Below are 26,292 nucleotides of genomic sequence, written 5' to 3'. Positions count from 1 at the left end.
TGCGGATGGTCTTCAATCTATCGATGCCCGCTCACCCCGCGTACCGCCCTCACGCACCACCGAGGTGACGGGCGAAGAAGCGGGCGGCGTCCTCCCCCGCGAACGGCGGCACTCCGGTGTGGCCGCCCATGTTGGCGTACAGCGTCTTCTCCGTCGAGCCGAAGGCGTCGAACAGGTCGAGCGCCATCTGCCGGTCGTTGCCCTCGTCGTCCCACTGGAGCAGCACGTGCAGCGGGATCGTCACCCGTCGCGCCTCTGCCATCGTCGAGCGCGGGACGAAGCTGCCTGCGAAGAGTCCGGCCGCCACGATGCGTGAGTCGATCGCGGCGAGGCGGGTGCCGATCGCGATCACCCCTCCGGAGAATGCGACGCGGTCGCCGATGTCCGGAAGCTCCAGGAGCTCGTCGAGGGTCAGCTGCCACTCGGGGACCGCCCGGTCCACCAGAGGGAGGATCAGCCGGTCGATGACATCCGCGGAAGGCTTCTCTCCGGCGGTGATCGCTCGCATGAGGTCGGCTCTGGCCAGCTCGGCGCCGGGCAGTGGAGCGCGTTCACCGGCCCCCGGCAGCTCGATCGCCACGGTGGCGAAGCCCTGTGCACTGGCGCTGCGTGCACGCGCGACCAGTCTCGGATACATGCGCCGCATGCCGATACCGCCGGGCTGGCCCATGAGGATGAGCGGGACGGGTGCGGTCGACGATGCGGCGGGCGGCGTCCAGAGGATGCCGGAGATGTCGTCGAGCGTGAACTCGCGCTCGACGATGCGGTCGTCGAGGATTCGTCGTGAAGTGAATTGCATGGTCGTGCCTCTCGGGAGTGCGGCGAGGAAGCGGCGCTCCCGGACGACCTATCGCCCGACCGTGTCTCCCTGGAGGAGCACCGACGTGAGTTCGTTCACGGGTACCACCTCCTCGGATTGCTGCACGGAAGCTCGAGGCTATCAGAGCGCGGTGGCGAGCTCCTCGCGGAGGAGAGCGGCACCCGCGCTGAGCGCCCGCAGCTTGCCACGGGCGACATCTCGTGGCAACGGAGCCAACCCGCAGTTCGTGCTCGGCACGAGCTTGTCCGCATCGACGAAGCGGAGCGCGTTACGGAGGGTGTCGGCGACCTCCTCCGGCGTCTCGATGGTCTGGCTGGCGACGTCGATGGCTCCGAGCATGACCTTCTTGCCCCGGATGAGCTCGATGAGGTCCAGGGGGACGTGCGAGTGGTGACTCTCCAGCGAGACGGTGTCGATGCTCGACTGCTGCAGGAGCGGGAACGACTTCTCGTACTGCCGCCACTCCGACCCGAGGGTCGCCTTCCAGTCGGTGTTCGCCTTGATGCCGTACCCGTAGCAGATGTGCACCACCGTCTCCGCGCGCAGGCCCTCCGCCGCGCGTTCGAGCACGGCCACACCCCAGTCCTGCACGTCGTCGAAGAACACGTTGAAGGCCGGCTCGTCGAACTGGATGATGTCCACCCCGGCCGCCTCGAGCTCCTTCGCCTCCTGATTGAGGATGGTCGCGAACTCCCAGGCCAGCTTCTCGCGGCTCTTGTAGTGGCGATCGTAGAGCGTGTCGATCATGGTCATCGGACCGGGCAGAGCCCACTTGATGGGCTGGTCGGTCTGCTGACGGAGGAAGGTCGCGTCCTCGACGAACACGGGCTTCTCGCGGCTCACGGCGCCGACGACGGTCGGCACGCTGGCGTCGTACCGGTCGCGGATCCGCACGGTCTCCCGCTGGTCGAAGTCGACACCGGAGAGGTGCTCGATGAACGTCGTGACGAAGTGCTGGCGCGACTGCTCCCCGTCGCTGATGATGTCGATGCCGGCCTGACGCTGCTCGTGCACGGTGATGCGGAGCGCATCCTGCACGCCCTCCACCAGAGCATCGCCCTCCAGCTTCCACGGGGACCAGAGCGTCTCGGGCTCGGCCAGCCAGGAGGGCTTCGGCAGGCTGCCGACGATGGAGGTGGGAAGGATCTCGGGCATGATCGGGGCTCGTCCGTTCGTCATCCGACAGAGACCAGAGAGTCGGCGGAGCGGCCGGCGGCCCACCTCTCGAGCAGCTCGCCGTGTGGCTTCATGAGGTGCGCGTCGGCGTACTGCCCCTGCTCGGCCGCGAGCCGGCTCCGCTCCTCGCGGTCGTAGGCGATCTTGGTCACCGAGTAGTCCTGCTGCTCGAGGGTGGGCCGGTAGATGGTCGCGGCCTCGGAGTTCGCGTTGTAGATCTCCGGACGGTAGATCTTCTGGAACGTCTCCATCGTGCTGATCGTGCCGATGAGCTGGAGGTTCGTGTAGTCGCTCAGCAGATCACCACGGAAGTAGAACGCCAGCGGCGCGACGCTGCCCCGCGGCATGAAGTACCGCACCGAGAGACCCATCTTCCCGAAGTACTCGTCGGTCAGCGATGGGTCCTTCTGCTCGTACTCGACACCGAGGATCGGGTGGTGGTTCTCCGTGCGACGGTAGGTCTTGCTGGTCGAGACGCTGATACAGATCACGGGCGACAGAGAGAAGCGCTCCCGATACGCCTCGGAGTCGAGGAAGTGCTGGAAGAGCTTGCCGTGCAGGTCGCCGAAATCGTCGGGAACGGTGAAGCCGCCCGCGGCCGCGCTGGCCGCCGGCAGCCGCACGCTGAAGTCGAAGTCGCGGATGTACGACGAGAAGTTGTTGCCCACGATGCCCTGGGTGCGTGCGCCCGTCAGACGATCGACCACGGCGATCTCCAGCACCTCGAGCAAGGGGAACTCCCGGTCCTCCCCCTCCGTGGCGAACTGGATCGCGACCGAGACGATCTCGAGTTCGAGTGTGTAGCGATCACGGCTCGGGTTGTCCCAGTGCGCCAGATCGTTGAATCGCCGATCGATCATCGTCAGGGCGTTGCGGAGGTTCTGCTGACGGTCCACGCCACGCGCCAGGTTGGCGAAGTTGGTGGTGATGCGGGAGTCGTCGGACGGCGAGTAGTCCTCGTCGAAACGGGTCGTCGTGATGCGGAACGTGAATTCGGATGCCATGAGCGGCCAATCGGTGGAAGATCGGCCGGGCTCGGCCTCGATCGGGGTGTTTCCATGATGACGACAGTGGAGACCCATCGGGTAATGCGCGTCGACTATGCCGTCACATAGGGTCAATCTATGGCCAAGCGCTCGAACGGGATCACGCTGCAGCAGCTCACCTATTACATCGAAGTCGCCGCGGAGGGGTCGATCAGCGCCGCCGCGGACCTCCTCTACGTCGCGCAACCCACCCTGTCCGCCGCGATGAAGGACCTCGAGAGCAGAGTGGGTCGGAGCCTGCTGCTCCGTTCCGCTCGCGGGGTGACGCTCACCACGGACGGCGTGGAGTTCCTCGGGTATGCGCGACAGGTCGTCGAGCAGGTGGCGCTCCTGGAGCAGCGTTACCTCGGGCGACCTCCGTCCCGGCGGCTCCTCGGCGTCTCGACCCAGCACTACTCCTTCGCCGTCGACGCGCTTGTACGGATGGTCAAGGCGACTTCGGCAGCCGAATACGAGTTCTCCCTGCGCGAGACGCGTACGTGGGACATCATCGAAGACGTCCGCACCCTCCGCAGCGAACTGGGCATCCTGTATCGCAACGACTTCAACCGCAACGTGATCGACAAGCTGCTCCGCGACTCCGGGCTCGCGTTCCATCCGCTCTTCGTCGCGCAGCCGCACATCTTCATCTCCCGCAAGAACCCCCTCGCCGCGCGGGAGCGCGTCACGCTCGCGGATCTCGCCGATGTGCCGAGGCTCACCTTCGACCAGGGCGCGAACAACTCCTTCTACTTCGCCGAGGAGATCCTCTCCACCCTCTCCAGCCCGCAGGACATCCGCGTCTCCGACCGCGCGACCATCTTCAACCTGATGATCGGACTCGACGGCTACACCATCTCGACCGGCATCATCAGCGACGACCTCGATCCCGAGATCGTCGCCATCCCCCTCGACGTGGACGAGGACATCGAGATCGGGTGGATCGGCCACGCCGCGATCCCGCTCACCGAGCAGGCGCAACGCTACCTCGCCGAACTGCGCGCCGTCGTCGCCGAGTTCGGGGTGGAGCTGCTCGGCTGAAGGCCATCACCTTGTTCAGCGGATGGCGCCGCGCATGACGCCACCGGCCCGGCCTCTGTGCTCGTCGACTCGCCCCTAGGTGCGTTGCGAGTACCCGTCGAGGAAGCGCCCCAGCCTCCCGATCACATCCCGAAGCACGTCCTGGGGCGGAAGGACGGTGAGCCGCAGATGATCCGGTTCCGCCCAATTGAACGCACGACCGTGCGCGAGGAGAACATGCTCGCGCTCGAGGAAGTCCCGCACGAGACGCTCGTCGTCGATGACTCCGAAGCGATCGACATCGAGCCGTGGGAAGAGGTAGAGCGCGCCACCGGGTTCATGCACGGTGACCCCCGGGATCGCGCGGAGTGCATGCGTCGCGGCTTTCATCTGATCGTGCAGCCGCCCACCGGGCCGCAGGAGAGCCGCCAGGGAATCGTCCTCCTTCAGCGCGGGAACGATCGCGCGCTGCGAGGGAACGGAGGCGCAGATTCGCATCGAGGCGAGCATCCGAAGGCCCGCGAGATAGGCGTCTCGGCGCGGGAACCCCGTCGCAGCCACCCACCCGGACCGAAATCCCGCGACACGGTGCGTCTTGGACAAGCCGCCGAACGTGAGGCACGGATGCCCGGCGGCGACGGCGGCGGTGTTGATGTGCGTGTGGCCCGGGTAGACGATGCGGTCGTAGATCTCGTCCGAGAGGAGGAGGAGCCCGTGCTGCTGCGCGAGACGAACGATGCCCTCCAGCACAGACCGACCGTACACAGCCCCCGTCGGGTTGTTCGGGTTGATGACGACGAGCGCCTTGGTCCGGACCGTGACGAGGGCCTCGAGCTGCTCCAGGTCGGGCTCCCAGCCCACGTCCTCCCGGCACGGGTATGAGACGGGAACCCCTCCCGCGAGCACGGTCGCGGAAGTCCATAGGGGGAAGTCGGGCATCGGGATCAGAACCTCGTCTCCGGGCTCGATGAGCGCCTGCAACGCAAGCCCGATGAGTTCCGAGACGCCGTTGCCGATGAGGATGTCCTCGATGGCGAGCTCGGAGAACCCCGCGCGGTCGAGGTAGTGGTCCCGGATCGCTTCGCGCGCCTCGGTCAGGCCCTGCGATTCGGAGTAGCCGTGCGAGAGCGAAAGGCTTCCACGGAGGGAGTCGACGATGACCTCGGGAGCTTCGAAGCCGAACGGGGCCGGGTTGCCGATGTTCAGCCTGACGATCTGATGTCCGTCCGCCTCCAACTGCAGCGCTCGATCATGCACGGAGCCGCGCAGGTCGTAGAGGACATCGCCGAGGCGTGCTGCTGGCCTGACTCGCGACGGGCGTGCGGCCGAGCTGCGACGGGACGATATCGGGATGGCGTTTCGCGCGATACCGCTACTCTGATTCGACATAACAAACGATACCAGTAGTGTCGCCACCCTCAGCGGCGGGCAACGTCGTCCTGCCAGGATCAGATCCGTTGGCCGACGAGCGCAGCGCGCACGACGCCAACCCCCTCCGGGAACCGGGAGGCGTCGGGCCCCGCGTAGTTGAGTCGGATAAACTTCCCTGACGGCTCACTCGGAAACCACTCCGTACCGCTGGCGATGAGCACGCCGGCGGCATCGCAGTCGCGGACGAGTCGCTCGAGATCGACGCGATCGGGCAGTTGGAGCCACAGGTTCAGACCGCCCGCCGGGACGTGGGTGACCACCGCCTCGGGAAGCATGTCCTGAACGCTCGCGACGAGCAGATCGCGGCGATCGCGAAGTGTTCCGCGGAGCGTCCTGAGGTGCGAGCGCCAGGCTGGTTGCAGCACGACGTCGAGAGCCGCGGCCTGCAGGAGCCCGCTGACGTACATGGATTCGGCGCTTCGATCCGCCAGGAGACGCTCCCGTGCGGGACCACGAGCGATGACGGCGCCGACTCGGATGGCGGGCGAGACGCTCTTGGTCAGTGAGCGGATGTAGACCACGTGCCCCGCGTCATCGAAACCCGCCAGAGGCACGGAGTCTGCGTCGATGCCGAAGTCTCGCGCCCAGTCGTCTTCGATGAGGAAGGCGCCGACGTCCCTCACCACCGAGAGGATCTCGTTCTTGCGCTCCGGCGTCCACTGCGCACCGGTCGGATTGGCGAAGTTCGGTTGCGCGTAGAAGACCTTCGCGCCCGACTCCCTGAACGCGCTCCGCAGGTCGTCCGGGTCCGGCCCCTCAGCATCGCTGACCACGGGGACGACCCGCAACCCGGCCTGCGCCGCAGCAAGGATCGCCCCCCAATAGGTCGGTGACTCCATCAGAACCGGCTGCCCGTGGCCCGCGAGTCCGCGGAACGCCGAGCCCAACGCGCTCTGCGTACCGGGCACGATACAGACGTCCCGAGGAGACACCGAGGCCACACCCGCAGGCGTCACCTCAGCGAGCTCGGTCGCGAACCAGGCTTGCAGGGCGGGGAGTCCGGCGGCCGGCGGGCGATTCACCGCATGCTCGCTCCGACCTGCCCTCGACAGCGCTGCGCGCACAGCTCGCTCCGGGAGGAGTTCTCGCGCGGGATACCCGGACTGCAGGCCGATCACGTCGACGGCGATGTCCCGCAGCGGCGTCGAGAGCTCAGGCACGCGCTCTGCCGCTGACCGGAGCGCGCTCGTCTGCCATCGGAAGTCCAGCGGCTTCGGCGGTCTCGCGCCTCGGACGAAGCTTCCGACACCGGAGCGACTCTCGATGAGGCCGAGACCGACGAGGGTGCGCATCGCCTTCTGCACCGTCACCGGACTCGCACCGTGCCGTCGCGCGAGCTCGCGGCTGGACGGCAGCCGCGCTCCCGCACCGACCGTGTCGATCCACGCACGGAGCTCGGTCACGATCAGGTCAGCGCTACTGTCACCCATAACGATCGAGAGTACCGCCAGGGTGAGGCGACTCCGGCTACTCGGTGACCATCGGCGCATCGCACAGCGACGAGTCCAGCGCGTCCAGCTTTCGTGCGAACCAGGCGTCGTCACGCCAGCCAGATGCTCGAGCGTGCATCACATCGTCCCAGATGCTGAAGAGCCGCCTCCGCACTTCCCCTCCGGTGGCGATCGGCCGACGAGCGACCGCACGATCCCAGAGCCGGAGCTCCGGCGCCGCATCCGCGAGGTGGAACAGATCGAGCTCGCGGTGGGTGTATCGCGCCTGACCGGGGTCGATGACTCCGGTCAGATGGCCGGAGACCGGATCGGCGAGGAAGTTCCCCGCGTGGCAGTCATCGTGGATGAAGACCGCGGGGTCGTCTCGGAGCGGGTGGAGCAGCGTGGGCACCAGCGGCACCGTGTCGAGGATTCGGCATCGCACGTCTGGCCCGATCGTCTCATCTTCCTGCAGCCAGCCGACGAGAGATCCGATGTCGGCGAGAAAGCTGTCCACGAACCGTGCGTGTCTCGCTCCCTGACGATCCTCGAAGGACTCTCCGACCCGAGAATGCCAGTGCTCGACGACATCGATGATCTGCTCGGCGAGCGCATCGGATGCCTGCCCAGAGCCCCCGAGGAAGGAAAGCACCTCTGGCACCGGCTGCCCGGGCACGAACGACTGAACGATCAGCTCGCGGTCACCTTCCTGTCCCACGTCCAACACCGACGGTACTGCCAGCGCGGGTGGGGACGACTGCGCGAGCCGCGTCAGAGCAGCGGCCTCCCGTTCCGCGATCCCCGATCGATGGAAGCACTTGAGGATTCGCTGTTCGCCCCCTTCGAGCGACACGAGGTACACCGTCGCGTAGAACCCCTCGAATGTTCGCTCGATCACGGCATCGCATCCGAAGCGATCCCGGACGATCCCGTTCACATCCACAGTCATGGCTCCCAGTGAACCAGCACTCCCCCCGGAGGAGGAGTCGGATCACCCCGGAGACGGAGGCGCGTTCGACGCCTCGTTCCTAGTGTGGGGAGCGAGCCGGATCGCGCTTATTGCAAGGAGACGCACGTGAGCCCTCACCCGAAGAGCACCCGCACGTTCACGACCTCGACCGCAGACACCGAGGTGACCGCGCTCGCGGGAGCCTCGTCCGCACCTTTGGAGGTCGCACTCCGAGCGGAGGGCATGCCGTGGCAGCAGTACGTCCGGGCGGGAGATTCGACGGGGAAGGGGTTCGAGATCGGGTCCGTCAGCAAGGTGCTCACGGGGGCACTCCTGGGGGTCTTGGTCGAGGCGGGGGAAGTCGATCCGGAGACACCGGTCGATCATCTGACCGGACAGCGGCTGCCGTGGCCGGGCCGGCCACCGACACTCGTCGAACTCGCGACGCACCGATCCGGGCTGCCCAACACACCGGCCAGACTTCGGTGGCGAGAGGCTGCCATCGCCACCGGCATGAGCAGAAAGGACCCTTGGCGCAGGACGGACGCCGCCGCCTATCAGCGTCATCTCGCCCGAGCAGCATCACGCGCCCGAACCGAAGGACGGTTCCTGTACTCGAGCATGGGCGTCGGACTGCTCGCGGACGCACTCGCCGCCTCCACGGGCCACCCCTTCGCCGAGTTGATCGATCAGCGCCTGCTCCGACCGCTGAAGATGAACCGGACGAATCTCGACCGCCCTGAACTCGGCCAGGAGGTGGTGGTGACCCCGCAGAACCGTCGGGGCGAGTCAGTTCCCTACCTACGAGACCACATGCCCGGAGCGGGGATGTTCGCATCGACACTCGACGACCTGCAACTCCTGCTCGACGCCCTTCGATCTCCGCGGGATGGAGACCCGGTGATCTCCGGACTACAGCGGTCCATCACCCCGCAGCATCACATCCGCGAAGGGCTGAGCATCGGGTACTGCTGGCTCATCGAGGAGAACGAGAACGGAACAATCGTGCACCACAACGGCGGAACCTGGGGATCGCAGGCGCACGTCTCGCTCCACGTCGACCGCGGCCGTGCGGTCGTCGCTCTGTCCGGGACCTACCGTGATCTCGACGGCTTCGCGTTCCGCTTCCTGGGGGCGAGCTGAAGAGCGGCTCGGCGACGAATCCGCTCCACCGCTGCTCAGCGCCAGAAAGTCTTGCCCCGAGCACCCAGAATCCTCGAGGTTCAGCACGCCCCTCTCGACCGCCGTGGCTGGCATCACGAGGCATTCGCGAACCACGACCCGAGGATCCAGAAAGACCTTCGGATTCGAGACCTGGACGGAGGATACCGCGACGACGAACTGCGTCCTTCCGTGTCAACGGAGATCAGAGGCCTCCGTGATCCGCCTCGCTCCTCTGCCGGCGCCGTCTCGATGCGAGAAGGCTGCCCGCGATGAGCAGCGCGGCAGCTGCGACGAGTGCGACGATCGGAATCGCGCCTCCGGTGGCGGAAAGCCCGCTGGGGTGTGGCGGGGGTGGAGGTGGCGGCGTGGGTTCCGGGGTCGGCGTGGGTTCCGGGGTCACGATCAGGTCGGTGGTGGTGGTCGCAGGATCCGATTCGATCGGGTCACCTGTCGGCGGTTGTCCGGTGGCAGTGGCGTTGTTCGTGACGCTGCCGTTGTCGATATCGGTCACCGTGATCGCATAGGTGCTCGTGGCAGTGGCTTCCTGTCCGGGGAGCAGCACGCCGTCCGCTGCTGGCCAGGTGTAGGCCAGAGCCGGGAGCCCGGCGAGCTGGTCGGTGATGCTCGCCGAGGTGAGCGTTGTGTTTCCGGTGTTGGTGACCGTGAAGGTGTAGACGATGGGTTGCCCAGCCACGGCGGGCTCTGTGATGCCGCTCGCGTCGGCGCTCTTCACCAGCGCGATGGCCGGGGCTTGATCCAGCGGCGTCGAGGTGTCCGCCTCGTTTGAGGGGACGTCGGCACCGCCCTCGGTGGTGCCGTTCGCGACGGCAGTGTTCGCGACGGCTCCGGCATCGATATCCGCCTGGGTGATCGGGTAGGTGGCCGTCGCGGTGGCATCCTCTCCGGGTGGCAGCACCGCCGGGTCTCCTGGCCATGTATACGTGATCGTGGAGAGTCCGGGGAGCCGGTCGGTGATGGATACGGCACTCAGGCCGAGGTTCCCCGTGTTGGTGATGGTGAAGTTGAAGGTGACGATGTCACCGGGCTTCGGCGGGGTGCTCAACGCCGGTGACGCCGATTTCGTCAACGCCAGCGACGGCGCCTGGTCGAGGGGTGTCGTGGTCGATTGCGGTCCTGCCGTGACTTCCGCGCCCCCGGGATCGCGAGAGGTCGCAGAGGCGGTGTTCGTCACGACCCCGGCTTCGATGTCGGCCTGCGTGACGGCGTGCGTTCCGGTGACGGCGACGCTCTGCCCCGGTGCGAGGACCCCGGGGGCACCGGGCCAGGCGTACGAGATGGCGCCGCCGAGCAGGGTGTCGGTCACGGCGACCTGAGACAGTGTGACGTTGCCGGTGTTGGTGACCGTGATGGTGTAGTCGATGGGATTGCCGACGACGGTCGGTGACTGGACGCCTGCGGCATCGGCGGTCTTCACCAGCGACAGCTGGGGCACGGGGTCTCCGGAGATGATCGCGTCATCGGTGGCGGTGACGGGGTCCCCCTCGGGCGGTGTTCCCGTCGCTTGCGCGGTATTCGTCACCTGCCGGGCATCGATGTCGGCCTGGGTCAGCGTGTAGGCGGCCGTGCAGGTCGTCGCCTGCCCCGGCGCGAGAGTGGTCTGCGGGCATGACGCGACCGGCGGCGTCCCTGTACCGCTGAACGCGGTCTCGGCGACGGCAACGCCGGTCAAGTCCACGTTGCCGGTGTTGGTCACCAGGAACGAGTACGTCACCGGTGCATCGAGCACGTACTGTGCGGGGTCGGTGAGGCTCGAGGACTTCACGAGGCTGATCGCGGGCGTATCCGGAGTGGTGAAGATAACAGTGGTGTTGCCCGGCTCCAACAGGCCGCTGATCGGCCCGATGTTCGACGGCCCGTTGGTATAGGAGCCCACGGTGTCCGAGGTGATCGGCACGGTGAAGGTGCACGACACCGTTCCGGCAGCCATGTTTCCGGTTCCGCTGATGCTGGTTCCGTCGAGCGTGGCCACGCCTGCCGGGCAGTCCGTGACCGGAGTCCCCGCGAAGACCAGGCCGGCGGGAAGCGTGTCGGTGAACGACCAGCCGTTCTTGGCCTCGAGATCGTCGGTGTTGGTGATCGTGAACGTGAGCGTCGATGTCTGCCCGACCTTCACGGTCGTCGGGCTGAAGACCTTGTCCAGCTGGGGCGTCGCGTCGACGATCTTCGGGTCGTCGAATCCGCTGTCGTTTCCACGGAATCCGCCCGCAGCGTTGAACAGCTGCACGCCGAGGGACGTCGTCGTCTCATCAGCGCGGAAGCCGGCCGACTGCAGCTCGGCGACGTGGAAGAGACGGCCCCCGACGGTGATCTCTCGCGCCGCGGGATCCGTGCAGGGATTCAGGCCGCTCGCCAAGGTGTTCACCGTGCCTCCACCGGTACCGGGTGTTGGGCCGCTCCCGGTCTGATTCACGATGAGGTTGAAGCTCAGCCGAGGATCGACCCGGTTCAGCGTCGGCCCCTCGGAGACGCAGTTCGCCGCGCCGTAGATCGCACTGATCAGATAGAAGTGCCCCGGGACGATGCCCGCCGTGATCGGCTTCGCCGTCTGGAACTCCACGCCTGGCCCGGGAGCCGACCCGCCGTTGGTGTACTCGGAGAGGATCTGGTTCTGCTGCGCCGTAGCCAGCGCCTGCCCCTTGTAGAGCCCGATCGCCGTCGCCATTCCCTGCAGATACGCCCACGCGGTAGCATCGCAGCCTGCGTCGACGCCTGTCACCGCAGCGTTTCGCGGTGTCGTGGATCGGAGGATCCAACCGTTGCACTGGCCGGCGACCGGCGCCCAGCTCGGACTCGTGATGTATGTCTCGGTGTTCGCCGCCGCCCCGCCGGTGTACTGACCGATCCGGATGCCGTTCGTCGCCGTCTGGTTCTCGAACGTCTCCAGGTACACCGCTGTCGCCGGTGCCTGCGGCAGGCCCGGACTGCCAGGCGCCGCCACCGCGGCGGACGCCGCGAGCACCCCCGCCAGACCGAGCAGCAGCGCGCTAACTGCTGCTACTACCCTCCGCACACGTCGCCCGGCTTCAGAACCGTGCTCCGACGTGCTCATCCGCTGCGTACCTCTGGACATCTCGACTCACTTCGGTCGGATATCTCCCCCAGCCGGAGAGTAGACCCGGGAGTATTCCGCGTGCAAGGGATTGCGCCGATTAGTTTTCCCTGCGTGCTGATGCGCTCCAGGCCCGCGTCGTCTGCTGCCGACAACAGCGCGAGAGTCCTCCACGCGCTGTCCTCGAGTTCTCTAGACGGATGCCTCGCGGGTGAGCCATGCTGGGCGCATGAACCCCGGATTCGCGTTGACCGACGAGTACATCAGATCCTTCGGGAAGGCGGCGTATCTCTGGGCTTGGCCGTTGGTCAATATGCGCAACCGACGCCTGGCGATGGAGAAGCTCCCCGCACCAGGGCTCCTTCAAGGCATCGGGCCGGTGACTCCTCCCGGGCGCATCGCGATGCTGCACGACTACGTGGAGCCCGCCGAGCGGCTCGTGGCCTGTCCGAACCAGGATGTCGCTTACGGGTTCGGGATGCTCGCCGCGGAGGTCGGGCCGACCGTCGTGCAGTTGCCCGATTTCGGAGACCGGTTCTGGGTCTGTCAGGGTGTCGATCAGCGCACGGAATCGTTCGTCCACCTGGGGGCGATGTACGACAGCGCCCCTGGCTTCTACCTCCTCGCCCACACAGGGTGGAGCGGCGAGATCCCCGAGGGTTTTCAAGGCATCTTCCGGTACGACACTCCGATGGCGATCGTCATCCCCCGCGTCTTCATGGACGATACGGCTGAGGACCGGGAAGCGATTCTCCCGACGCTCTCCCGCATCGGCGTGTATCCGCTCGATGAGTACGACGGGTCGGTGAAGGAGACCGACTGGACCGCACTACCTCACTATGGCGAGGCGCCGACGGCAGGAGCGGAGACCCCGGAGACGCAGTGGGTCGATCCCACACGGTTTCCCGCTGACCTCTCGCTCGTCCTCGATGAGGTCCCGCCGCGAAGCGGTGAGGAAGCCGTCTACGCCATGTTCCGACAGCTCGCGGACGCCGCTGAGACTGATGACCAGATCCGGGCGGTGCTCACGGAAGCCGCTGTCACCGCAGACAGAGGACTGGTAGCGGAGCTCTTCGAGTTCCGCAACATCGGAATTCCTGCTGGGTATCACTGGTCGACGCAGCGAGACGGCGCACAGTTCGGCACCTCATACCTCTCGCGGACGGCCATGGCGAAGGCGAACATCTTCGTGAACGCGCCGAACGAGACGTGCTACTACTATCTCGACCTCGATGCCGATGGAGCTCGACTCCACGGCACCTCCACCTATCGGATCACGTTCGCGGCCGGCCACCTTCCTCCGGTACGCGGGTTCTGGTCGCTGACGCTCTACAACGCGAAGCACTTCTTCCATCCGAACGAGCTGCGCCGCTACTCCTTGGGCACGAAGAACAAGTCACTGGTCCCCGGCTCCGACGGATCTCTCACGCTCCTCGTCGGCGGCGAGCAGCCGACCAACCCCGACGACCTCGCGAACTGGTTGCCCGCACCGGCGGGAGACTTCTCTCTGTATCTCCGTGCGTACTGGCCGGACCAAGAGATCCTCGACCAGGAGTGGTCCCCTCCACCGGTTGTGCGCGAGATCTGACTTCCGACTCCGAGATCGCGCAGCTTGTGGAGTCATGCGTCTCGGAGCATTCCTTCGACGGCTGCGCGCCGATGCGCCGCGATACGGCGGGGGTCGGCGTTCGCGCCCTCCAGGCCCGTGAGTTCTCCTTCGATGATCGTTGTTCAGGGAGGGCGATCAACGGCGACGCATGCCCGTCATCGCCTCCGAAAAACGCGTGTGAGTCCCAGCGCGAGGCCGCCGAAGACGGCCGCGAGACCCACGGCCACGGAAAGCGCCAGAGAAGTCGCATCGAGACCCGAGTTGGCCAGCGATCCCGATCCGGGCGCCGACCCCGGGTCGATCGGACTCGGGTCGGACGGCGCGGGTGTCGGCTCGGCGACGCAATCCACCGTGTTACGGAGCGTGTATGCGTTGGCCCCGATCGAGAGCGTCACGACGGCGGGAAGCGTCGTCGACACCGGCTCTCCAGCAGCAGTCTCCAGCCCGCTCGCGGTCACGGTGCAGCCCTCGAGGTCGACCGTCGTCTCCTCGGAGACCTCCACCGGATCGCCGGCGGTGTACCCGGGTCGGGCAACGCCGAAGTCCTGCGGGGTGGGTCCTGCACCGTTCGGTCCGGTGAGCTCGAGCGCGGCGGTCAGTCCACCCGGCTGCGCGCCGTCGGCGTACTCCTCGCCATCGACGACCCACACCTTGTCGACGGTGATCGATGCCTCGGCGGGAGCACGGTTGTAGACGATGCAGCTCACCCCGGACGCTGCGGGTACGTCCACGGCGAATCCTGTCGTGCCGACCGAAGTCGACGCGACAGCGGCGCCCGTGGTCAGGTCCGTGCATACGGCATTCTGCCCGGCCTGAGGCACCAGGGAGTACCCCGGTTGCTGGCGCTCACTCACCGTCACCCCGGATGAGCTCGCCCCCGCTGCGGGCGTGAGGTCGAAGGACACAGAGCCCGTGCCATCGTCGGTCGTCGTCGCGACAGGCGGTGCCACGACGGTGCCATCCTCCGCCGCCTGCGCTTCGAACGTCCACCCGGCGCCTGCGGGTACGGCGCCCGTGATGTCGGACCCCGTCGTGGTCGCAGGAACGATCTGCTTCACCACCGACAGGGTCCCGGTGCATCCGGCGAGGGCGAGCTGCCCGAGCTGCGCAGCGGCCGATGCATAGTCAGCCGTCTGGAAGTAGTCGGCCGAGGCGACGTTGGTGCCGTCGAAGGCCGTCTGCCCGGAGATCGCGGCGAGGTTGAGCGAGCTGATGCCCTCCACGCCCGATCCGATACCGAACGACACGACCCGCGTCCCCTTCGCCTTGATCGTGTTGGCCGAGAACACGGCGGCCTCCACGTCGGTGAAGTGCGTGTTGGAACCGTCGCCATGCGTGGCACCCCATCGGTCCGGATTCCCATCGGTGAGGACCACGACGACGTCGTACTGCTCGGGAGAGCCGGCGACCTGCTGCAGCGCCTGGTCCCAGTTCGTGCCCGACCCCAGCCCCCACGACGCGTAGTGAGAAGTGAACGCGTCGGCACCCGCCTGAGTGGACAGTGAGATCAGCCCTGGACGGTTCTCGCTGACCTGACCCGTCGCCGCCTCCACGCTCGGCGACTGACGGGAGAAGCTGAACACCGCCCCGCGCGACGGGGTGCCCACCAGCGCGTTCGCGAAAGCGTCCGCGGCCTGCTTCAACTGCGGCAACGCGGAACCCACCGAAGCGGAGAGGTCCATGACGATCGCCACGTCCGAACCGCATTGCGCATCCAGGGAGGGGTTGACGCGGGACTGCTGCCAGACGCCGTTCGATCGCGTCGGCAGCGAGTTCGACGAGGAGATCATGAACTCGCTCGTGGACCGATAGGTCTGCCCCGCTTGTACAGCAGGTGTCTGGAACCGGTACGCCGAAGCGACCGATTCGGATCCGCTCGCCCGCCCCGTCCGCAGCGTGGGGTTGGCGTACCAACCGGCCGGGACATCCACCTGCCCGACCCAGTACGACGAGCCGAGGAGAGGGTCCGCGAGGACGAAACTGCAGTCCCCATCTGTGTCGGAGGTGCACAGTGCGACCGGAACCGTATCGGTCTCGGAGGTGAACAGACCGAGTTGCACGCCGGCGAGACCGGCGACTTGCGTGTCGCTCACCCGGTCCCCGCCCGTGCGGACTGTCACCACGGCTGATCCCGCATCAGGCACCGGCACCGCCGCCACCGCAGCCGCGGGAACCGACCCCAGGACGAGCGCGCACAGAGCACTGACTATCCCCACCACCCGCTTGGACATGGTTAGACGGTAGACGAGACCCGCGCGTGCGGTCCACCCTGCTTCTGACTAGCGCCACGATCAGGAACCTCGACGTCTGGCCACCACGGGACGACGTCGGACACCCGCGTCGCGGATCGCGCTCCGGTCTTCGATCACGATGAGTGCTCTCCACCGCCATCCGGAATGCACACCGAACGGGCGGCTTCCTCGGGGTCAGCTGGCGAGCTCGTCGATCCAGCTCGAACGCATTCGCAGGGCTCGCTCCGTGCTGCCGAGGACAGCGGCGAGACCGACGAGCAGATTGAGCGGGAGCGGGAGTCGGATAGGAGACGTGAAGGTGCCGATCGAGTCGGCGATCAGGGGGATCTTCGAGAGAGCCTCGATGATCTGAGGGACCTCGACTGTGAGGCCGGCCACGACGAACACGACGGAGACGATGCCGATCACGCGGCTCACTCCGGGATGCCGCTCGTGCAGGCGAGCGCGACGCCCTTCGGCGGATCGAGAATCGGGCGACAGCTGCTGTTCCACACCGTCTGCCCGCACATAGTGGCACCGTTTGAGCCCGAACCCGGTGATCGCCACCTCGATGTGTCCGCCGGGCACCGCGAAGCGCGTGGGCATCTTCGCGTAGGACTGCAAGGCTCCATCGATGTAGAGACGGGCACGGATCTCGCCGTCGGTCATATCCCCGGCGTGACGGACGTCGATCGTGTACGTCGATGTCGTGCCGGCCGCTGAGCGCAGCGTGATCGATCGGAGAGACCTGCCGAACATCTGCCACCAGCGATAGCGGCGCAGCGGTTCGCCGGAGCCGACGCGGACTCGACGGTTGCGCCAGTTCTTTCTCGCCATCATCTCGACCTCCAGAAATCTAATACAGTGTGATAGCCGACGACGGGCTAAACTAGCACACCGTTATAGACGGGCGGCTATGAGGGAAAATGGACGAAGCATCGAAGGAACCGGGAACGCGGGAGAAGATCCTCATCGCTGCGGCAACCATGTTGGGCGAGAACCCCACCGCACGTCTGAGTGTGAGAGCAGTGGCGGCCCGCGCTCAGGTGAGCACGGGCTCGCTCCGCCACTTCTTCCCGACACAGCGGGAACTCATCGACACGGTGGTGGCCGCGATGTACGACTTGGAGCTCCCCGACGATCCGATCAATGATCATTCGTCGACGGCGGAGGAACGGCTCATCGCATGCTTGCAGCTGATCCTCCGTCAGGTCGGCGTGGGTGAGAGCGCGCGGAAGCAGTGGGGGGCGCTCTACGAGGCATATGTGGCCACGGCTCCATCCGAAGACGAGGCAGCGACCTACATCGCCCTGGACCGCATGGGGCGGCATCGCATCGCGCAGTGGCTGACCACCTTGATCGACGAGGGCGCGATCCCCGGCGGTCGGGTCGAGGAGCGGGCGCGGTTCCTCTCGACTGTTCTGACGGGGATCATGACCGAACGCGCGCTGCCCTCCGATGCCGTGGGCGTCGACGCCGAGGTGGCGAGTCTGCGGCTCGCCGTCCACGCGGTCATGAGCCAATGGCCCGCCGCGTGACCTCGCTGCCCACGAAAGTGCAGGGCGTCGTCCTCGCGCCCACCAGGGCGTTCGGCGGTGCGTGACGACATGCGCCGAAGTCCGGCCTTCAGCCTCTGCTGCCTTCTCGCCGGCTTCGCGCTCGCGGGGTGCGTGGGGTCACCCCCGCCTGCCGCCGAATCTGCCCCGGCATCTCCGACGGCCCGTGCGACCGCAACGGACCTCGACGAGCTCGTGGCCGACGAGCTCGCAGGCCTCGAACGGGAGTACGACGCGACTGTCGGTGTCATGGCGGTCGATACCGGAACCGGCGAATCCGTCGCGTACGGCGAGAACCGCCGCTTCGGCTTCGCCTCCACCATAAAGGCCTTCGCCGCGGCCGTCTTCCTCCAGTCCGCGTCGGGCGCAGCCCGCGATGAGAGCGTGCGGTGGACGGCGGAAGAAGCCGCCGCCGCCGGCCACGCGCCCGTGACCTCGCAGCACGTCGAGGACGGCCTCACCTACGCGCAGCTCGCCGAAGCGGCCGTCCGCGTCAGCGACAACGCCGCTCTCAACCTCATCCTCGACCGGATCGGTGGCCCCGCAGCCCTCGACGATGCACTCGCCGAGTTGGGAGATGCCACCACGGAGGTCGTGAATGACGAGCCGGGTCTCAACACGATCGAATCGGACAGCACGGAGGACACCACCACCGCTGCCGCCTTCACGGCCTCACTCGCGAGGCTCCTGGACGGCTCCACGTTGTCCCCTGCGGACACGGCGTTGCTCGTCGACTGGATGAGCGACAACCGCACCGGAGACGCCCTCATCCGCGCCGGGGCACCCGCCGGCTGGACGGTCGCCGACAAATCGGGAGGCGCAGGTCCGATCCGGAACGACATCGCCGTCGTCACGCGACCCGGGCACGATCCCATCATCATCACGGTGCTGACGTCGCGGAACGAGCCACATGCAGACTTCGACGACACGCTTGTGGCGAGTGCTGCGTCCATCACCCTGCACGCGCTCGACCACAGCAACTCATGACCGCCGTCCTCACACGTCCGGCGGCGATCTTCGGCATCACGGTCGTGGCATCGAGCTGGCTCGCGATCGCACTCAGGCACTAAAGGCCACGACGAGCAGATCACCTGGGGGATCACGCACCCGACGCGCCCCGCGCTCTCTCGCTCGCCGCCGCCTACCCGAACCTCGGTCCCCGGCCCGCGACCCTCTAGCACGCTGTGCTACTTTGAAACCTCTCGTAATTATTACGCTGTACTAGTACTGAAGAGGAATCACCCATGACCGACACCTCGCCGAACTGGCTCCTCCAGTCGGACGACCCCGTCCCGACCCCTCGGGTCCCGTCTGGCGTCGAATACCACCGCGTCTACTCCGGTGAGAAGCGCCGCCTCCTCCGCGGCATCCTCGCGATCGTGCTGGTGGTCGTCGGGATGGTCGTCTTCGCGCAGTCGTTCGTGCTCGGGGCGCGCTATCTCGACACCGAGCTCCTGGGGCGCTCGGGCTTCACGCCGCTCCAGCAGGCTGCGGGTGCACTGTCGCTCGCCCTGCTCATCCCCTACTGCATGCTGTTGCAGCGCCTGCTCTACGGGGTCCCCTTCCGGTCGATGCACTCCGTAGCCGGACGCTTCCGATACGGCGTGCTCGGACGAGCGCTGCTCGCCTTCGGCCCGGTGCTGCTCCTCGTCGTCGCCTTCGGCTTCCTCCTGGCGCCCGTCGATCAGGTGCCCTGGTCGGCATTCGACCTCGTCGCCTATTTCGTGATCGGCATGGTGCTCACTCCACTCGCGGCAGCAGGCGAAGAGTACGGCTTCCGCGGGTTCATGTTCCGCATCGTCGGCGGATGGACGAGAGGCGCGCGCCTCGGCGCGGTGATCGGCATTGTCATCCCCACGGTCCTCTTCTCGCTCTTCCACGGCTCGATCGACCCGTACATCCTCACCTCCTACCTCGTGCTGTTCGGATCCTTGGCGATCGTCACCTGGCGCACCGGGGGGCTCGAGACCGCGATCGTCCTCCACGTGGTCTACAACGTGTCGGCCCTCGTGCTCAGCACGACGCTGCACGTCGACCTCGGCGGCGCGCTCAACAGCCGAGGAGAGATCGCCGGGTCCGTCGCCACCCTCATCCCCGGCGCAGTACTGATCCTGATCACCGCTGCCGTCTGGTGGATCACGCGGAGGACCGGCCCTGCACGCACCCCGGCGTTGCACAGCTGAAGCACCTCACACCGCGGCCCCACCGAACCGACGAGGGGCAAGCATGACGAAGGCCCCGCCTCCCAGTGTTTCGACGGGAGTCGGGGCCTTCGTGGTGGCGGTGACGGTGGGATTTGAACCCACGGTAGGGGGTTACCCTACACAACTTTTCGAGAGTTGCACCTTCGGCCGCTCGGACACGTCACCGCGGAACAGCTTACGCGACGCGGGGCGTCCACGCGAATCGAGAGCGCAGCCCACCAGGCGCGGATCACCAGGCGCTGGCGACCTCGGCATGGGTACGCAGGATGCCCTCGGTCGATCCGGCGGGTGCGCGCCCGATCCCGCACTCGGTCGCCACCCCGAAGCCGGGGACGAACGGAGCAGCTGCGGCGATGCGACGCGCAGCGCCCTCGACCCCGTCCTCGCGATGCACGAGTCCCAGGTACAGCTCGCCGACCGGCGCGAGATCGGCGAGCGGGGCGAAGTACGCCGCGTCGTCATGGCCGATCGGCACAGGAAGGTGCAGCCACGTGAGCGGGCGGGCGGATGCGGCCATCACGGCATTCGCGTAGCGGACCAGGTTCGCCGCGTCGCGCGGTTCGAAGAAGTGCTTCTCCCCCGCGTCGCCATAGCAGAGGTGCACGCCCACCTCGACGTCGGCAGGCACGGCGTCGACCAGGGATGCCAGTCGTGCGACCAGTCCGTCGAACGGGTCGCCGGGCCACCAGGCCTCCATCACCGCTCCGTACCCGGCCGCGCGCTCGATGATGCCCATCTCACTGGCGACGTCCCACTGCACCGCGAGGTCCTCGTGCGGGATGGCCTGCAGGATCTCGTCGAGCTCGCGCAGGATCGCAGCGGTGTAGACGGGCTCGATGGCGCCGCGGTCATCGCCGTGGAAGAACGAGGCGATCACGGCGAGCGGCGTGGGCAACGACACCTGGAACCGAATCCCGGCGGGAACCGCACCCTCGGCGCGCAGTCGCTCGAACACCGCATACGACTCGATGGCGGCGGCGGCGTACCCCAGCGGCGGCAGCTCGATGGCCGCGGCATCCACCCCCTCGCCGATGCGCAGACCCCGGGCGTCGATGCCGGCGGGGAAAGGGATGGGTTCATCGCCGATGCGCTCGATGCCCTCGGCCTGACCGATCACGTCGGGCTGGAACATGATCCAGTGGAACCGCTTGCCGACCTCGCCGTCCGGGATGCGGCGGAGCCGAGTGCCGAGCAGCTCCGAGGCGGTGCGGATCGTGGTCTCGGCGTCGTCGTAGTTCACGCTGCCCACGAGGAGGGCACCCTGCGGCTGAGTCATGCCCCCAGAATATCGGCGGGCGACCGGCTTTCCCCGGTGCCGGCTCCGCCAGGACAGGGGCGATCGAGTTAGGATGGCCTTACAACCCGCCGCCTGTGGGGGCAGCGATGACGGGAAGGTTCCATCATGGGCTTCATCACGTCTGAGGCACTGGCCGACACCGGCTACGTCGTGCTCGACGACCACACCTCCGCCACCGATCCCGCCGAATGGCTGGACCTCGAGTACGTCGGATGGCGCTCCTCCGGCATCACCCGCTTCGCTCCGCTCACCAGCTATGCCGGCGACGTCGACTGCAACGGCTTCTGGAACCACACCCCGCCGCGCACCGACAAGGACGGCGTCTGGGTCGACTCGCAGGTCGCGATCGCTCCGACGCTCCAGCGCCGAGCACAGGAACCGGGCGCGGGCATCGGCCGGTGCCGCGTGATCGAGCTGCAGCCCAACGAGTACGCCGACGCGATCTACAACCTGCACCAGGACGACAACAACCGCCTCAACGAAGAGGGCACCGGCTGGGTGGTCCGCGGGTTCTTCAACCTCTCCGACGACACCGAGTCGATGCTGATCCTGCGCTCCGACCGCTTCGATCCGGCGACCGAGATCCGCCTGCCGCTGCGCGCCGGCTCCCGCATCATCGTCGACACGCAGCGCTTCTGGCACGCGGTCTGGCACCGAGGCACGGCACCGCGCTACGCGCTCATCACGTCCTGGACGAGCGGTCCCGAGCTCGACGCATACATCGCCGCGCATCACGGCGACCCGCACCCCCGCACGGTGGACCTCGATCCGGAGTTCGTCGACGCCGCCCAGGTCGAGATGCACCGCCGCATCGAGGAGCGTCGCCGCGCGTTCGAAGCCCAGGGCATCGTGATGGAACCGCCCGTCGACATGAACGTCTGAGACGTCGGCCCGCGGGTCTCCCCGCACGGACCCATCGGTGTCAGGCCGTGCGGCCGTCGTGGATTCGCACCACGCGGTCGACCGTCCCCGCGGGCGGTGCCACATGCGAGATCAGCAGCACCGACTGCTCCCCCGCGGCTTGCAGCAGATCGCGCAACAGGGCATCCGATGCCTCCGGATCGACCCCCGCCGTCGGCTCGTCGAGCACCAGCACGGGGAACCCCCGCAGCAGCGCCCTGGCGAGTGAGATCCGTTGTGCCTGACCGCCGGACACCAGCGCGCCGCGGTCACCCACCCGCGCATCGAGTCCCCCGCGCTCCCGCACCCAGTCACCGAGTCCGACCCGGTCGAGCACCGCCAGCAGTTCCTCATCCGAGGCGGAGTCCCGCGCGAAGAGCAGGTTCTGGCGGATGTCCTCGTCGAACAGCTGAGGACTCTGCTCGCACAGCCCGATCACGCGTCGCAGCGCCGGGCCCGAGAGCTCTGCGGAATCACGACCACCGACCCGGTACTCACCCTCCACGCGCAGGAAGCCGACCAGGGTCGCCGCGAGCGAGCTCTTCCCCGCCCCGCTCGGCCCCGCGACCAGCACGCGCTCACCGGCGCGGAGGTCGAGGTCGACCCCCTTCAGAGCGGGCGTGCCGCCCGGCCAGGTCGCCCTGACGCCGCGCAGACGCAACTCGGGAGTGTGTGAGAACTCCGCGTCATCCCCCACGTCGGAACGCAGCTCATCCGGCATCCGCTCTGGCAGCACGTCGACGATGCGCCCGGCGCTCGCTCGCACGCTCCGCCACGATGCCGCAGCGATCGGCACCGCTCCGAACACCTCGAAGACCACCATCGGAACGAGCACCGCCACGGCCAGCCACGGTCCGTCGATCGAGCCGTCCGCGAGACCCGGAGCCGCCGCGGCGAGCGCCCAGACGGATGCCGCCCCCGCCACCGCGGACACGACCCCCGCCGCAACTGCCTGAGCGAGCGATGCGCGGTCGACCACGCGACGCAGAGCAGCGTCCGCGGCGGTGATCCGCGCCCGCGCCTGTTCCTCGGCCCCGTAGGCGATGAGCACGTCGAGGCTGCCGAAGTAGTCGACGAGAGCTGCCGAGAGCTCTGCCCGGCGCTCCGAGACCAGCGCTTCGGCGCGAGAGCCGAACACCCAGCCCAGACCGATCGCGGCAGCCGCGGCGACCAGGAGACAGACCGCGAGGGCGAGGGCCGCAGGGGGCGAGACGAACGCGAGGAAGCCGACCGCTCCGACCGCGACGAGCGCTGCCACACCGAGCGGCTGCACCACACGCAGCGGGAGGTTCTGCAGGTTCTCGACATCGTCCACGAGAGCTGCAAGCACCTGACCGCGGTCCGTCGAGCCGAGTCCCGCCGGCGACAGAGGGATCAGGCGGCGCACCATGTCGGCACGGGTGGAGGCGAGCTGACGCAGCGCGGCATCGTGTCCACTCAGGCGCTCCAGATAGCGGGTGACCGCGCGCGAGACGGCGAAGAAGCGCACACCGACGACGGCGATCGACAGCGGCACGAGCGAGTCGACGATCGACGCGCTCACGATCAGCCACCCGCTGACGGCGAGCAGACTCACGGCGGCGGCGGCCGAGAGCAGACCCCAGATCAGTCCCGGTACGAAGCGGCCGAGTGGCGGCTGCGCGAGTCGCAGGATGGCGCCGACCCGGTGACCGCGGGAATGCGCGGCGTCGGTTGTGCGGGGTGAAGTCATGCGTTCACCCCCAGCGCCACGATCTGATCCGCGATCTCCCGCGCGCTCCGACGGTGGGAGACGAGCAGGATCGTCGCCCCGGCATCCGCCTTCGCGCGCAGCGACCGCCACAGTCGGTCCTCGGTCTCGGGGTCGAGCGCACTCGACGGCTCATCGAGTGCGAGCACACGTCCGGATGCCGACGCCTGGCGATACAGCGCTCGGGCGACGGCCACCCGCTGCGCCTGCCCGCCCGACAGTCCCGCCCCCTGCACGCCGAGTTCCAGCGCGGGGTCGATGCCGTCCGCGCAGGCATCGTCGAGCGCAGCGCGCACCCGGCCGTCGTCCGGCTCAGGATCTCCGAGGGCGACATTCGCCTCCACGCTGCCGCGTGTGAGGCCAGGTGCCTGTCCGGCCCAGGCGAGCCACACCGCCGGCGCGAGCCCCCGTAGATCCTTGCCGCCGTAGGAGGCCGTCCCCTCGAAGTCGACCGCGCCCCGGAGTGCAGCCAACAGCGATGACTTCCCCGACCCGCTCGGCCCCTCGATGACGGTGATGCTCCCCGGCCCGGCTGTGAACGACACGGGCGGCAGATCACGAACCCGCAGCCCCTCGACCACAAGGCTTCCGCCCTTCGCCGGTTCCACGGTGGTGTCCACATGCATGACCGGTTCCCGGATGCCGGGGGTTTCGGCGGCGATTCCTCCGACATCCGTCGAAAGCTCCTGCATCCGCGCGCGCTCCCCCGCCGCATCGAGCACCTCGAAGACGTCCTCCGTCGCCGCGACCCCCTCGGCCGCCGCGTGGAACTGCACCCCCACCTGCCGGATGGGCAGGAACGCCTCGGGAGCGAGCAGCAGCACGAACAGCCCCACCTCGAGCGTGAGGTCTCCCGACAGCAGCCGGAATCCGACCGAGACCGCGATGAGGGCCACTGCGATCGAAGCGAGCAGCTCCATCGCGAAGCCGGACAGGAACGAGAACCGCAGCACCTTCATGGTCTCGCGGCGGTACTCGTCGGCGGTGACCTCGATGCGGTCAGCCGCACGCCGGTCGCGTCCGAACAGTCGCAGCGTCGACAGCCCCTGCACCGTGTCGGCGAAGCGTGCCGCGAGGCGCTGCAGCGTCTGCCACTGCCGGGTCTGCACGGTGCGGGTCGCCATGCCGATCAGGATGAGGAACAACGGGATCAGCGGCAGCGTGATCACTGCGGTGAGTCCGCTCGGCCAGTCCTGCCACCACATGACCGCGACGAGCACCGGCGTCGCGATCACGGTCAGCACGAGCTGCGGGATGTACCGGGCGAAGTAGGCGTCGAGAGCTTCGAGCCCGTGACCGGCCGTGACCGCGAGCGCCGTCTGATTGCGCTGCGCGAGCCACCCTGGCCCGAGCCTCCCGACCGCAGCCACGAGCGCCGTGCGCAGCTGCATCCCCGTCTTGGCTGCCGCCCGTGTGCCCGCGGCATCCGAGGCCGCGATGAGCAGGCCGCGCAGCAGAGCCGTCAGCAGCAGCCAGAGCAGCGACGAGGTGACGTCGCGCCCCGCGAGCGCCCCCGTGATCGCATCGGTCAGCAGCCACGCGAAGGCGATCGTGACCGCCGTCTGGACGACGCCGATCAACGCGGATGCCGCGAGGAAACCCCTCGCGGCACCCGCGTATCGCAGCAGTCTCGGATCGACGGGTTTCACGCGTGCGCCGGAGCCCCCTCGATGGATTTCCGGGTGACGCGCTTGCGGAACACCCAGTAGGTCCACGCCTGGTACGCGAGCACGAGCGGCATCGCGATCAGGGCCGTCCAGCTCATGATCTGCAGCGTGTACGGGGTGCTCGAGGCGTTGGCGATCGTGAGGCTGTAGGCCGGGTCGATCGTCGACGGCATCACGTACGGGAACAGGGCGGAGAACAGCATGACCACCGCGAACATGACCGTGAGCATGCCGGAGAAGAAGGCCCAGCCGTCGCGACGGACGAGCGAGAAGCCGACCGCCGCGATCAGAGTGACCGCCGCGAGCGCACCGGCGCCGATGACCAGCCAGAGCAGCGGAGCCTCGCGGCCCATCGCGATGGCGACCGTCCAGATCACCGTCGCGGCTGCGACGAGGATCGTCGGGATGGCGGCCTTCTTCGCGAGCTTCTGCGCGTCCTCATGCACCTGACCGTCGGTCTTGAGCGCCACGAACAGCACCCCGTGCAGGAAGAAGAGCAGCAGCGTGGTGACGCCGACCAGCAGTGCGTAGGGGTTCAGCAGGGAGAAGAAGCCGCCGACGAAGATGTGGTTCTCGTCGATCGCGACGCCCTGCACGATGTTGCCGAACGCCACGCCCCACAGCAGTGCGGGCACGACCGAGCCGATCACGATCATCCGGTCGAAGCCGGCCTTCCACTTCGCGCTGTCGCGCTGGTGCCGGTACTCGAACGAGACACCGCGCAGGATCAGCGCGAGCAGGATCAGCAGCAGCGGCAGGTAGAAGCCGCTGAACAGCGTGGCGTACCACTCGGGGAACGACGCGAACAGCACGGCGCCGGCCACGATGACCCAGGTCTCGTTGAGATCCCAGACCGGGCCGATCGTGTTGATGACCTGTCGGCGCGAGACGTCGTTCTTGCCGAGGAACGGCAGGGACATGCCGACCCCGAAGTCGAAGCCGTCGAGCACGAAGTAGCCCACGAAGAAGAAGGCGACGATGAAGAACCAGAGTGTTGCGAGATCCATGATGCTC

Annotated in this window: 20 protein-coding genes and 1 tRNA gene; 7 read left to right on the top strand and 14 right to left on the bottom strand. The window is 67.7% G+C overall.

The features are described 5' to 3' along the window. Positions 1-49: 49 nt before the first annotated feature. The 3 genes from RN51_RS13090 to RN51_RS13080 form a co-directional block, all read right to left on the bottom strand. A complete protein-coding gene (locus tag RN51_RS13090) occupies positions 50-799 on the bottom strand; it encodes a hypothetical protein (protein ID WP_045264499.1) in 750 nt (249 codons plus the stop codon). A 141-nt stretch (positions 800-940) separates the two neighbouring features. Then, positions 941-1,975 (bottom strand): methionine synthase, encoded by a 1,035-nt coding sequence (locus tag RN51_RS13085; protein WP_045264721.1) that lies wholly within the window; start codon positions 1,973-1,975, stop codon positions 941-943. A 20-nt stretch (positions 1,976-1,995) separates the two neighbouring features. Continuing rightward, positions 1,996-3,000: a DUF1852 domain-containing protein gene (locus tag RN51_RS13080; RefSeq protein WP_045264498.1), complete on the bottom strand. Its 1,005-nt coding sequence runs from the start codon at positions 2,998-3,000 to the stop codon at positions 1,996-1,998. Between the two features lie 120 nt (positions 3,001-3,120). Between RN51_RS13080 and RN51_RS13075 the strand changes: the two genes are divergently transcribed. Next, positions 3,121-4,062 carry a LysR family transcriptional regulator gene (locus tag RN51_RS13075; protein WP_045264497.1) on the top strand — a complete coding sequence of 314 codons (942 nt, stop codon included), beginning with the start codon at positions 3,121-3,123 and terminating at the stop codon, positions 4,060-4,062. Positions 4,063-4,137: 75 nt separating this feature from the next. On the opposite strand, the gene RN51_RS13070 is transcribed toward RN51_RS13075, so the two are convergent. Genes RN51_RS13070 through RN51_RS13060 form a run of 3 tightly spaced genes read right to left on the bottom strand, consistent with a single transcriptional unit; the run spans position 4,138 to position 7,851 of the window. Further along, on the bottom strand, positions 4,138-5,430 hold the full coding sequence (locus RN51_RS13070; RefSeq protein ID WP_082066590.1) for an aminotransferase class I/II-fold pyridoxal phosphate-dependent enzyme: 1,293 nt from the start codon (positions 5,428-5,430) through the stop codon (positions 4,138-4,140). Between the two features lie 59 nt (positions 5,431-5,489). Further along, positions 5,490-6,902 carry a PLP-dependent aminotransferase family protein gene (locus RN51_RS13065; RefSeq protein WP_045264496.1) on the bottom strand — a complete coding sequence of 471 codons (1,413 nt, stop codon included), beginning with the start codon at positions 6,900-6,902 and terminating at the stop codon, positions 5,490-5,492. Between the two features lie 37 nt (positions 6,903-6,939). Further along, positions 6,940-7,851, bottom strand: a complete 912-nt coding sequence (locus RN51_RS13060) for a phosphotransferase (RefSeq protein ID WP_045264495.1) — start codon at positions 7,849-7,851, stop codon at positions 6,940-6,942. 126 nt (positions 7,852-7,977) lie between these two features. Here RN51_RS13060 and RN51_RS13055 point away from each other — a divergent pair, with 126 nt between their 5' ends. Beyond that, positions 7,978-8,994: a serine hydrolase domain-containing protein gene (locus RN51_RS13055; protein ID WP_045264494.1), complete on the top strand. Its 1,017-nt coding sequence runs from the start codon at positions 7,978-7,980 to the stop codon at positions 8,992-8,994. A 223-nt stretch (positions 8,995-9,217) separates the two neighbouring features. On the opposite strand, the gene RN51_RS13050 is transcribed toward RN51_RS13055, so the two are convergent. Next, complete coding sequence (locus tag RN51_RS13050) at positions 9,218-12,085, bottom strand: DUF7507 domain-containing protein (RefSeq protein ID WP_197073255.1); 2,868 nt, start codon at positions 12,083-12,085, stop codon at positions 9,218-9,220. A 229-nt stretch (positions 12,086-12,314) separates the two neighbouring features. Between RN51_RS13050 and RN51_RS13045 the strand changes: the two genes are divergently transcribed. Further along, the gene (locus RN51_RS13045; RefSeq protein WP_045264492.1) at positions 12,315-13,673 is read left to right on the top strand and encodes a DUF1214 domain-containing protein; all 1,359 of its coding nucleotides are present in this window, start codon (positions 12,315-12,317) and stop codon (positions 13,671-13,673) included. A 176-nt stretch (positions 13,674-13,849) separates the two neighbouring features. Here the strand turns inward: RN51_RS13045 and RN51_RS13040 are convergent, their stop codons facing one another. Both RN51_RS13040 and RN51_RS13035 read right to left on the bottom strand, forming a co-directional pair. Beyond that, complete coding sequence (locus RN51_RS13040; RefSeq protein WP_156149183.1) at positions 13,850-15,925, bottom strand: vWA domain-containing protein; 2,076 nt, start codon at positions 15,923-15,925, stop codon at positions 13,850-13,852. 195 nt (positions 15,926-16,120) lie between these two features. Continuing rightward, entirely contained in the window at positions 16,121-16,765 is a 645-nt protein-coding gene (locus RN51_RS13035) for a hypothetical protein (RefSeq protein ID WP_045264491.1), read from the bottom strand. 86 nt (positions 16,766-16,851) lie between these two features. Here RN51_RS13035 and RN51_RS13030 point away from each other — a divergent pair, with 86 nt between their 5' ends. From RN51_RS13030 to RN51_RS13020, 3 genes are all read left to right on the top strand, one after another. After that, positions 16,852-17,463, top strand: coding sequence for a TetR/AcrR family transcriptional regulator (locus tag RN51_RS13030; RefSeq protein WP_045264490.1), 612 nt, complete (start codon positions 16,852-16,854; stop codon positions 17,461-17,463). A gap of 69 nt (positions 17,464-17,532) precedes the next feature. After that, a complete protein-coding gene (bla, locus tag RN51_RS13025) occupies positions 17,533-18,468 on the top strand; it encodes a class A beta-lactamase (RefSeq protein ID WP_045264489.1) in 936 nt (311 codons plus the stop codon). Between the two features lie 257 nt (positions 18,469-18,725). Further along, a complete protein-coding gene (locus tag RN51_RS13020) occupies positions 18,726-19,664 on the top strand; it encodes a CPBP family intramembrane glutamic endopeptidase (protein WP_045264488.1) in 939 nt (312 codons plus the stop codon). Positions 19,665-19,759: 95 nt separating this feature from the next. On the opposite strand, the gene RN51_RS13015 is transcribed toward RN51_RS13020, so the two are convergent. After that, positions 19,760-19,850, bottom strand: a tRNA-Ser gene (locus RN51_RS13015). 64 nt (positions 19,851-19,914) lie between these two features. After that, complete coding sequence (locus tag RN51_RS13010) at positions 19,915-20,961, bottom strand: hypothetical protein (RefSeq protein WP_045264487.1); 1,047 nt, start codon at positions 20,959-20,961, stop codon at positions 19,915-19,917. A 126-nt stretch (positions 20,962-21,087) separates the two neighbouring features. Between RN51_RS13010 and RN51_RS13005 the strand changes: the two genes are divergently transcribed. Next, positions 21,088-21,864, top strand: a complete 777-nt coding sequence (locus tag RN51_RS13005) for a hypothetical protein (protein WP_045264486.1) — start codon at positions 21,088-21,090, stop codon at positions 21,862-21,864. Between the two features lie 40 nt (positions 21,865-21,904). On the opposite strand, the gene cydC is transcribed toward RN51_RS13005, so the two are convergent. From cydC to cydB, 3 genes are read right to left on the bottom strand one after another with little or no spacing between them, the layout of a single operon-like run. After that, positions 21,905-23,593: a thiol reductant ABC exporter subunit CydC gene (gene cydC, locus RN51_RS13000; protein WP_045264485.1), complete on the bottom strand. Its 1,689-nt coding sequence runs from the start codon at positions 23,591-23,593 to the stop codon at positions 21,905-21,907. Then, positions 23,590-25,260, bottom strand: coding sequence for a thiol reductant ABC exporter subunit CydD (gene cydD / locus RN51_RS12995; RefSeq protein ID WP_045264484.1), 1,671 nt, complete (start codon positions 25,258-25,260; stop codon positions 23,590-23,592). Before cydD ends, cydC begins: the two co-directional genes overlap by 4 nt. Beyond that, positions 25,257-26,285 (bottom strand): cytochrome d ubiquinol oxidase subunit II, encoded by a 1,029-nt coding sequence (cydB, locus tag RN51_RS12990; RefSeq protein ID WP_045264483.1) that lies wholly within the window; start codon positions 26,283-26,285, stop codon positions 25,257-25,259. The genes cydD and cydB overlap by 4 nt, the downstream gene beginning before the upstream one ends. Positions 26,286-26,292 lie beyond the last annotated feature (7 nt).

Origin of the sequence: Microbacterium oxydans, from assembly GCF_000956405.1 — a bacterium.
Lineage (GTDB): Bacteria > Actinomycetota > Actinomycetes > Actinomycetales > Microbacteriaceae > Microbacterium > Microbacterium oxydans_C.
The sequence above is the reverse complement of the archived record's forward strand: the minus strand, read 5'-3'. Positions and strand labels throughout refer to the sequence as shown.

What these genes read in the sequence shown, in the direction of transcription:
- RN51_RS13090 (WP_045264499.1), bottom strand. Translation starts at nt 799, where the DNA reads ATGCAATTCACTTCACGACGAATCCTCGACGACCGCATCGTCGAGCGC.
- RN51_RS13085 (WP_045264721.1), bottom strand. Translation starts at nt 1,975, where the DNA reads ATGCCCGAGATCCTTCCCACCTCCATCGTCGGCAGCCTGCCGAAGCCC.
- RN51_RS13080 (WP_045264498.1), bottom strand. Translation starts at nt 3,000, where the DNA reads ATGGCATCCGAATTCACGTTCCGCATCACGACGACCCGTTTCGACGAG.
- RN51_RS13075 (WP_045264497.1), top strand. Translation starts at nt 3,121, where the DNA reads ATGGCCAAGCGCTCGAACGGGATCACGCTGCAGCAGCTCACCTATTAC.
- RN51_RS13070 (WP_082066590.1), bottom strand. Translation starts at nt 5,430, where the DNA reads ATGTCGAATCAGAGTAGCGGTATCGCGCGAAACGCCATCCCGATATCG.
- RN51_RS13065 (WP_045264496.1), bottom strand. Translation starts at nt 6,902, where the DNA reads ATGGGTGACAGTAGCGCTGACCTGATCGTGACCGAGCTCCGTGCGTGG.
- RN51_RS13060 (WP_045264495.1), bottom strand. Translation starts at nt 7,851, where the DNA reads ATGACTGTGGATGTGAACGGGATCGTCCGGGATCGCTTCGGATGCGAT.
- RN51_RS13050 (WP_197073255.1), bottom strand. Translation starts at nt 12,085, where the DNA reads ATGAGCACGTCGGAGCACGGTTCTGAAGCCGGGCGACGTGTGCGGAGG.
- RN51_RS13045 (WP_045264492.1), top strand. Translation starts at nt 12,315, where the DNA reads ATGAACCCCGGATTCGCGTTGACCGACGAGTACATCAGATCCTTCGGG.
- RN51_RS13040 (WP_156149183.1), bottom strand. Translation starts at nt 15,925, where the DNA reads ATGTCCAAGCGGGTGGTGGGGATAGTCAGTGCTCTGTGCGCGCTCGTC.
- RN51_RS13035 (WP_045264491.1), bottom strand. Translation starts at nt 16,765, where the DNA reads ATGATGGCGAGAAAGAACTGGCGCAACCGTCGAGTCCGCGTCGGCTCC.
- RN51_RS13030 (WP_045264490.1), top strand. Translation starts at nt 16,852, where the DNA reads ATGGACGAAGCATCGAAGGAACCGGGAACGCGGGAGAAGATCCTCATC.
- bla (WP_045264489.1), top strand. Translation starts at nt 17,533, where the DNA reads ATGCGCCGAAGTCCGGCCTTCAGCCTCTGCTGCCTTCTCGCCGGCTTC.
- RN51_RS13020 (WP_045264488.1), top strand. Translation starts at nt 18,726, where the DNA reads ATGACCGACACCTCGCCGAACTGGCTCCTCCAGTCGGACGACCCCGTC.
- RN51_RS13010 (WP_045264487.1), bottom strand. Translation starts at nt 20,961, where the DNA reads ATGACTCAGCCGCAGGGTGCCCTCCTCGTGGGCAGCGTGAACTACGAC.
- RN51_RS13005 (WP_045264486.1), top strand. Translation starts at nt 21,088, where the DNA reads ATGGGCTTCATCACGTCTGAGGCACTGGCCGACACCGGCTACGTCGTG.
- cydC (WP_045264485.1), bottom strand. Translation starts at nt 23,593, where the DNA reads ATGACTTCACCCCGCACAACCGACGCCGCGCATTCCCGCGGTCACCGG.
- cydB (WP_045264483.1), bottom strand. Translation starts at nt 26,285, where the DNA reads ATGGATCTCGCAACACTCTGGTTCTTCATCGTCGCCTTCTTCTTCGTG.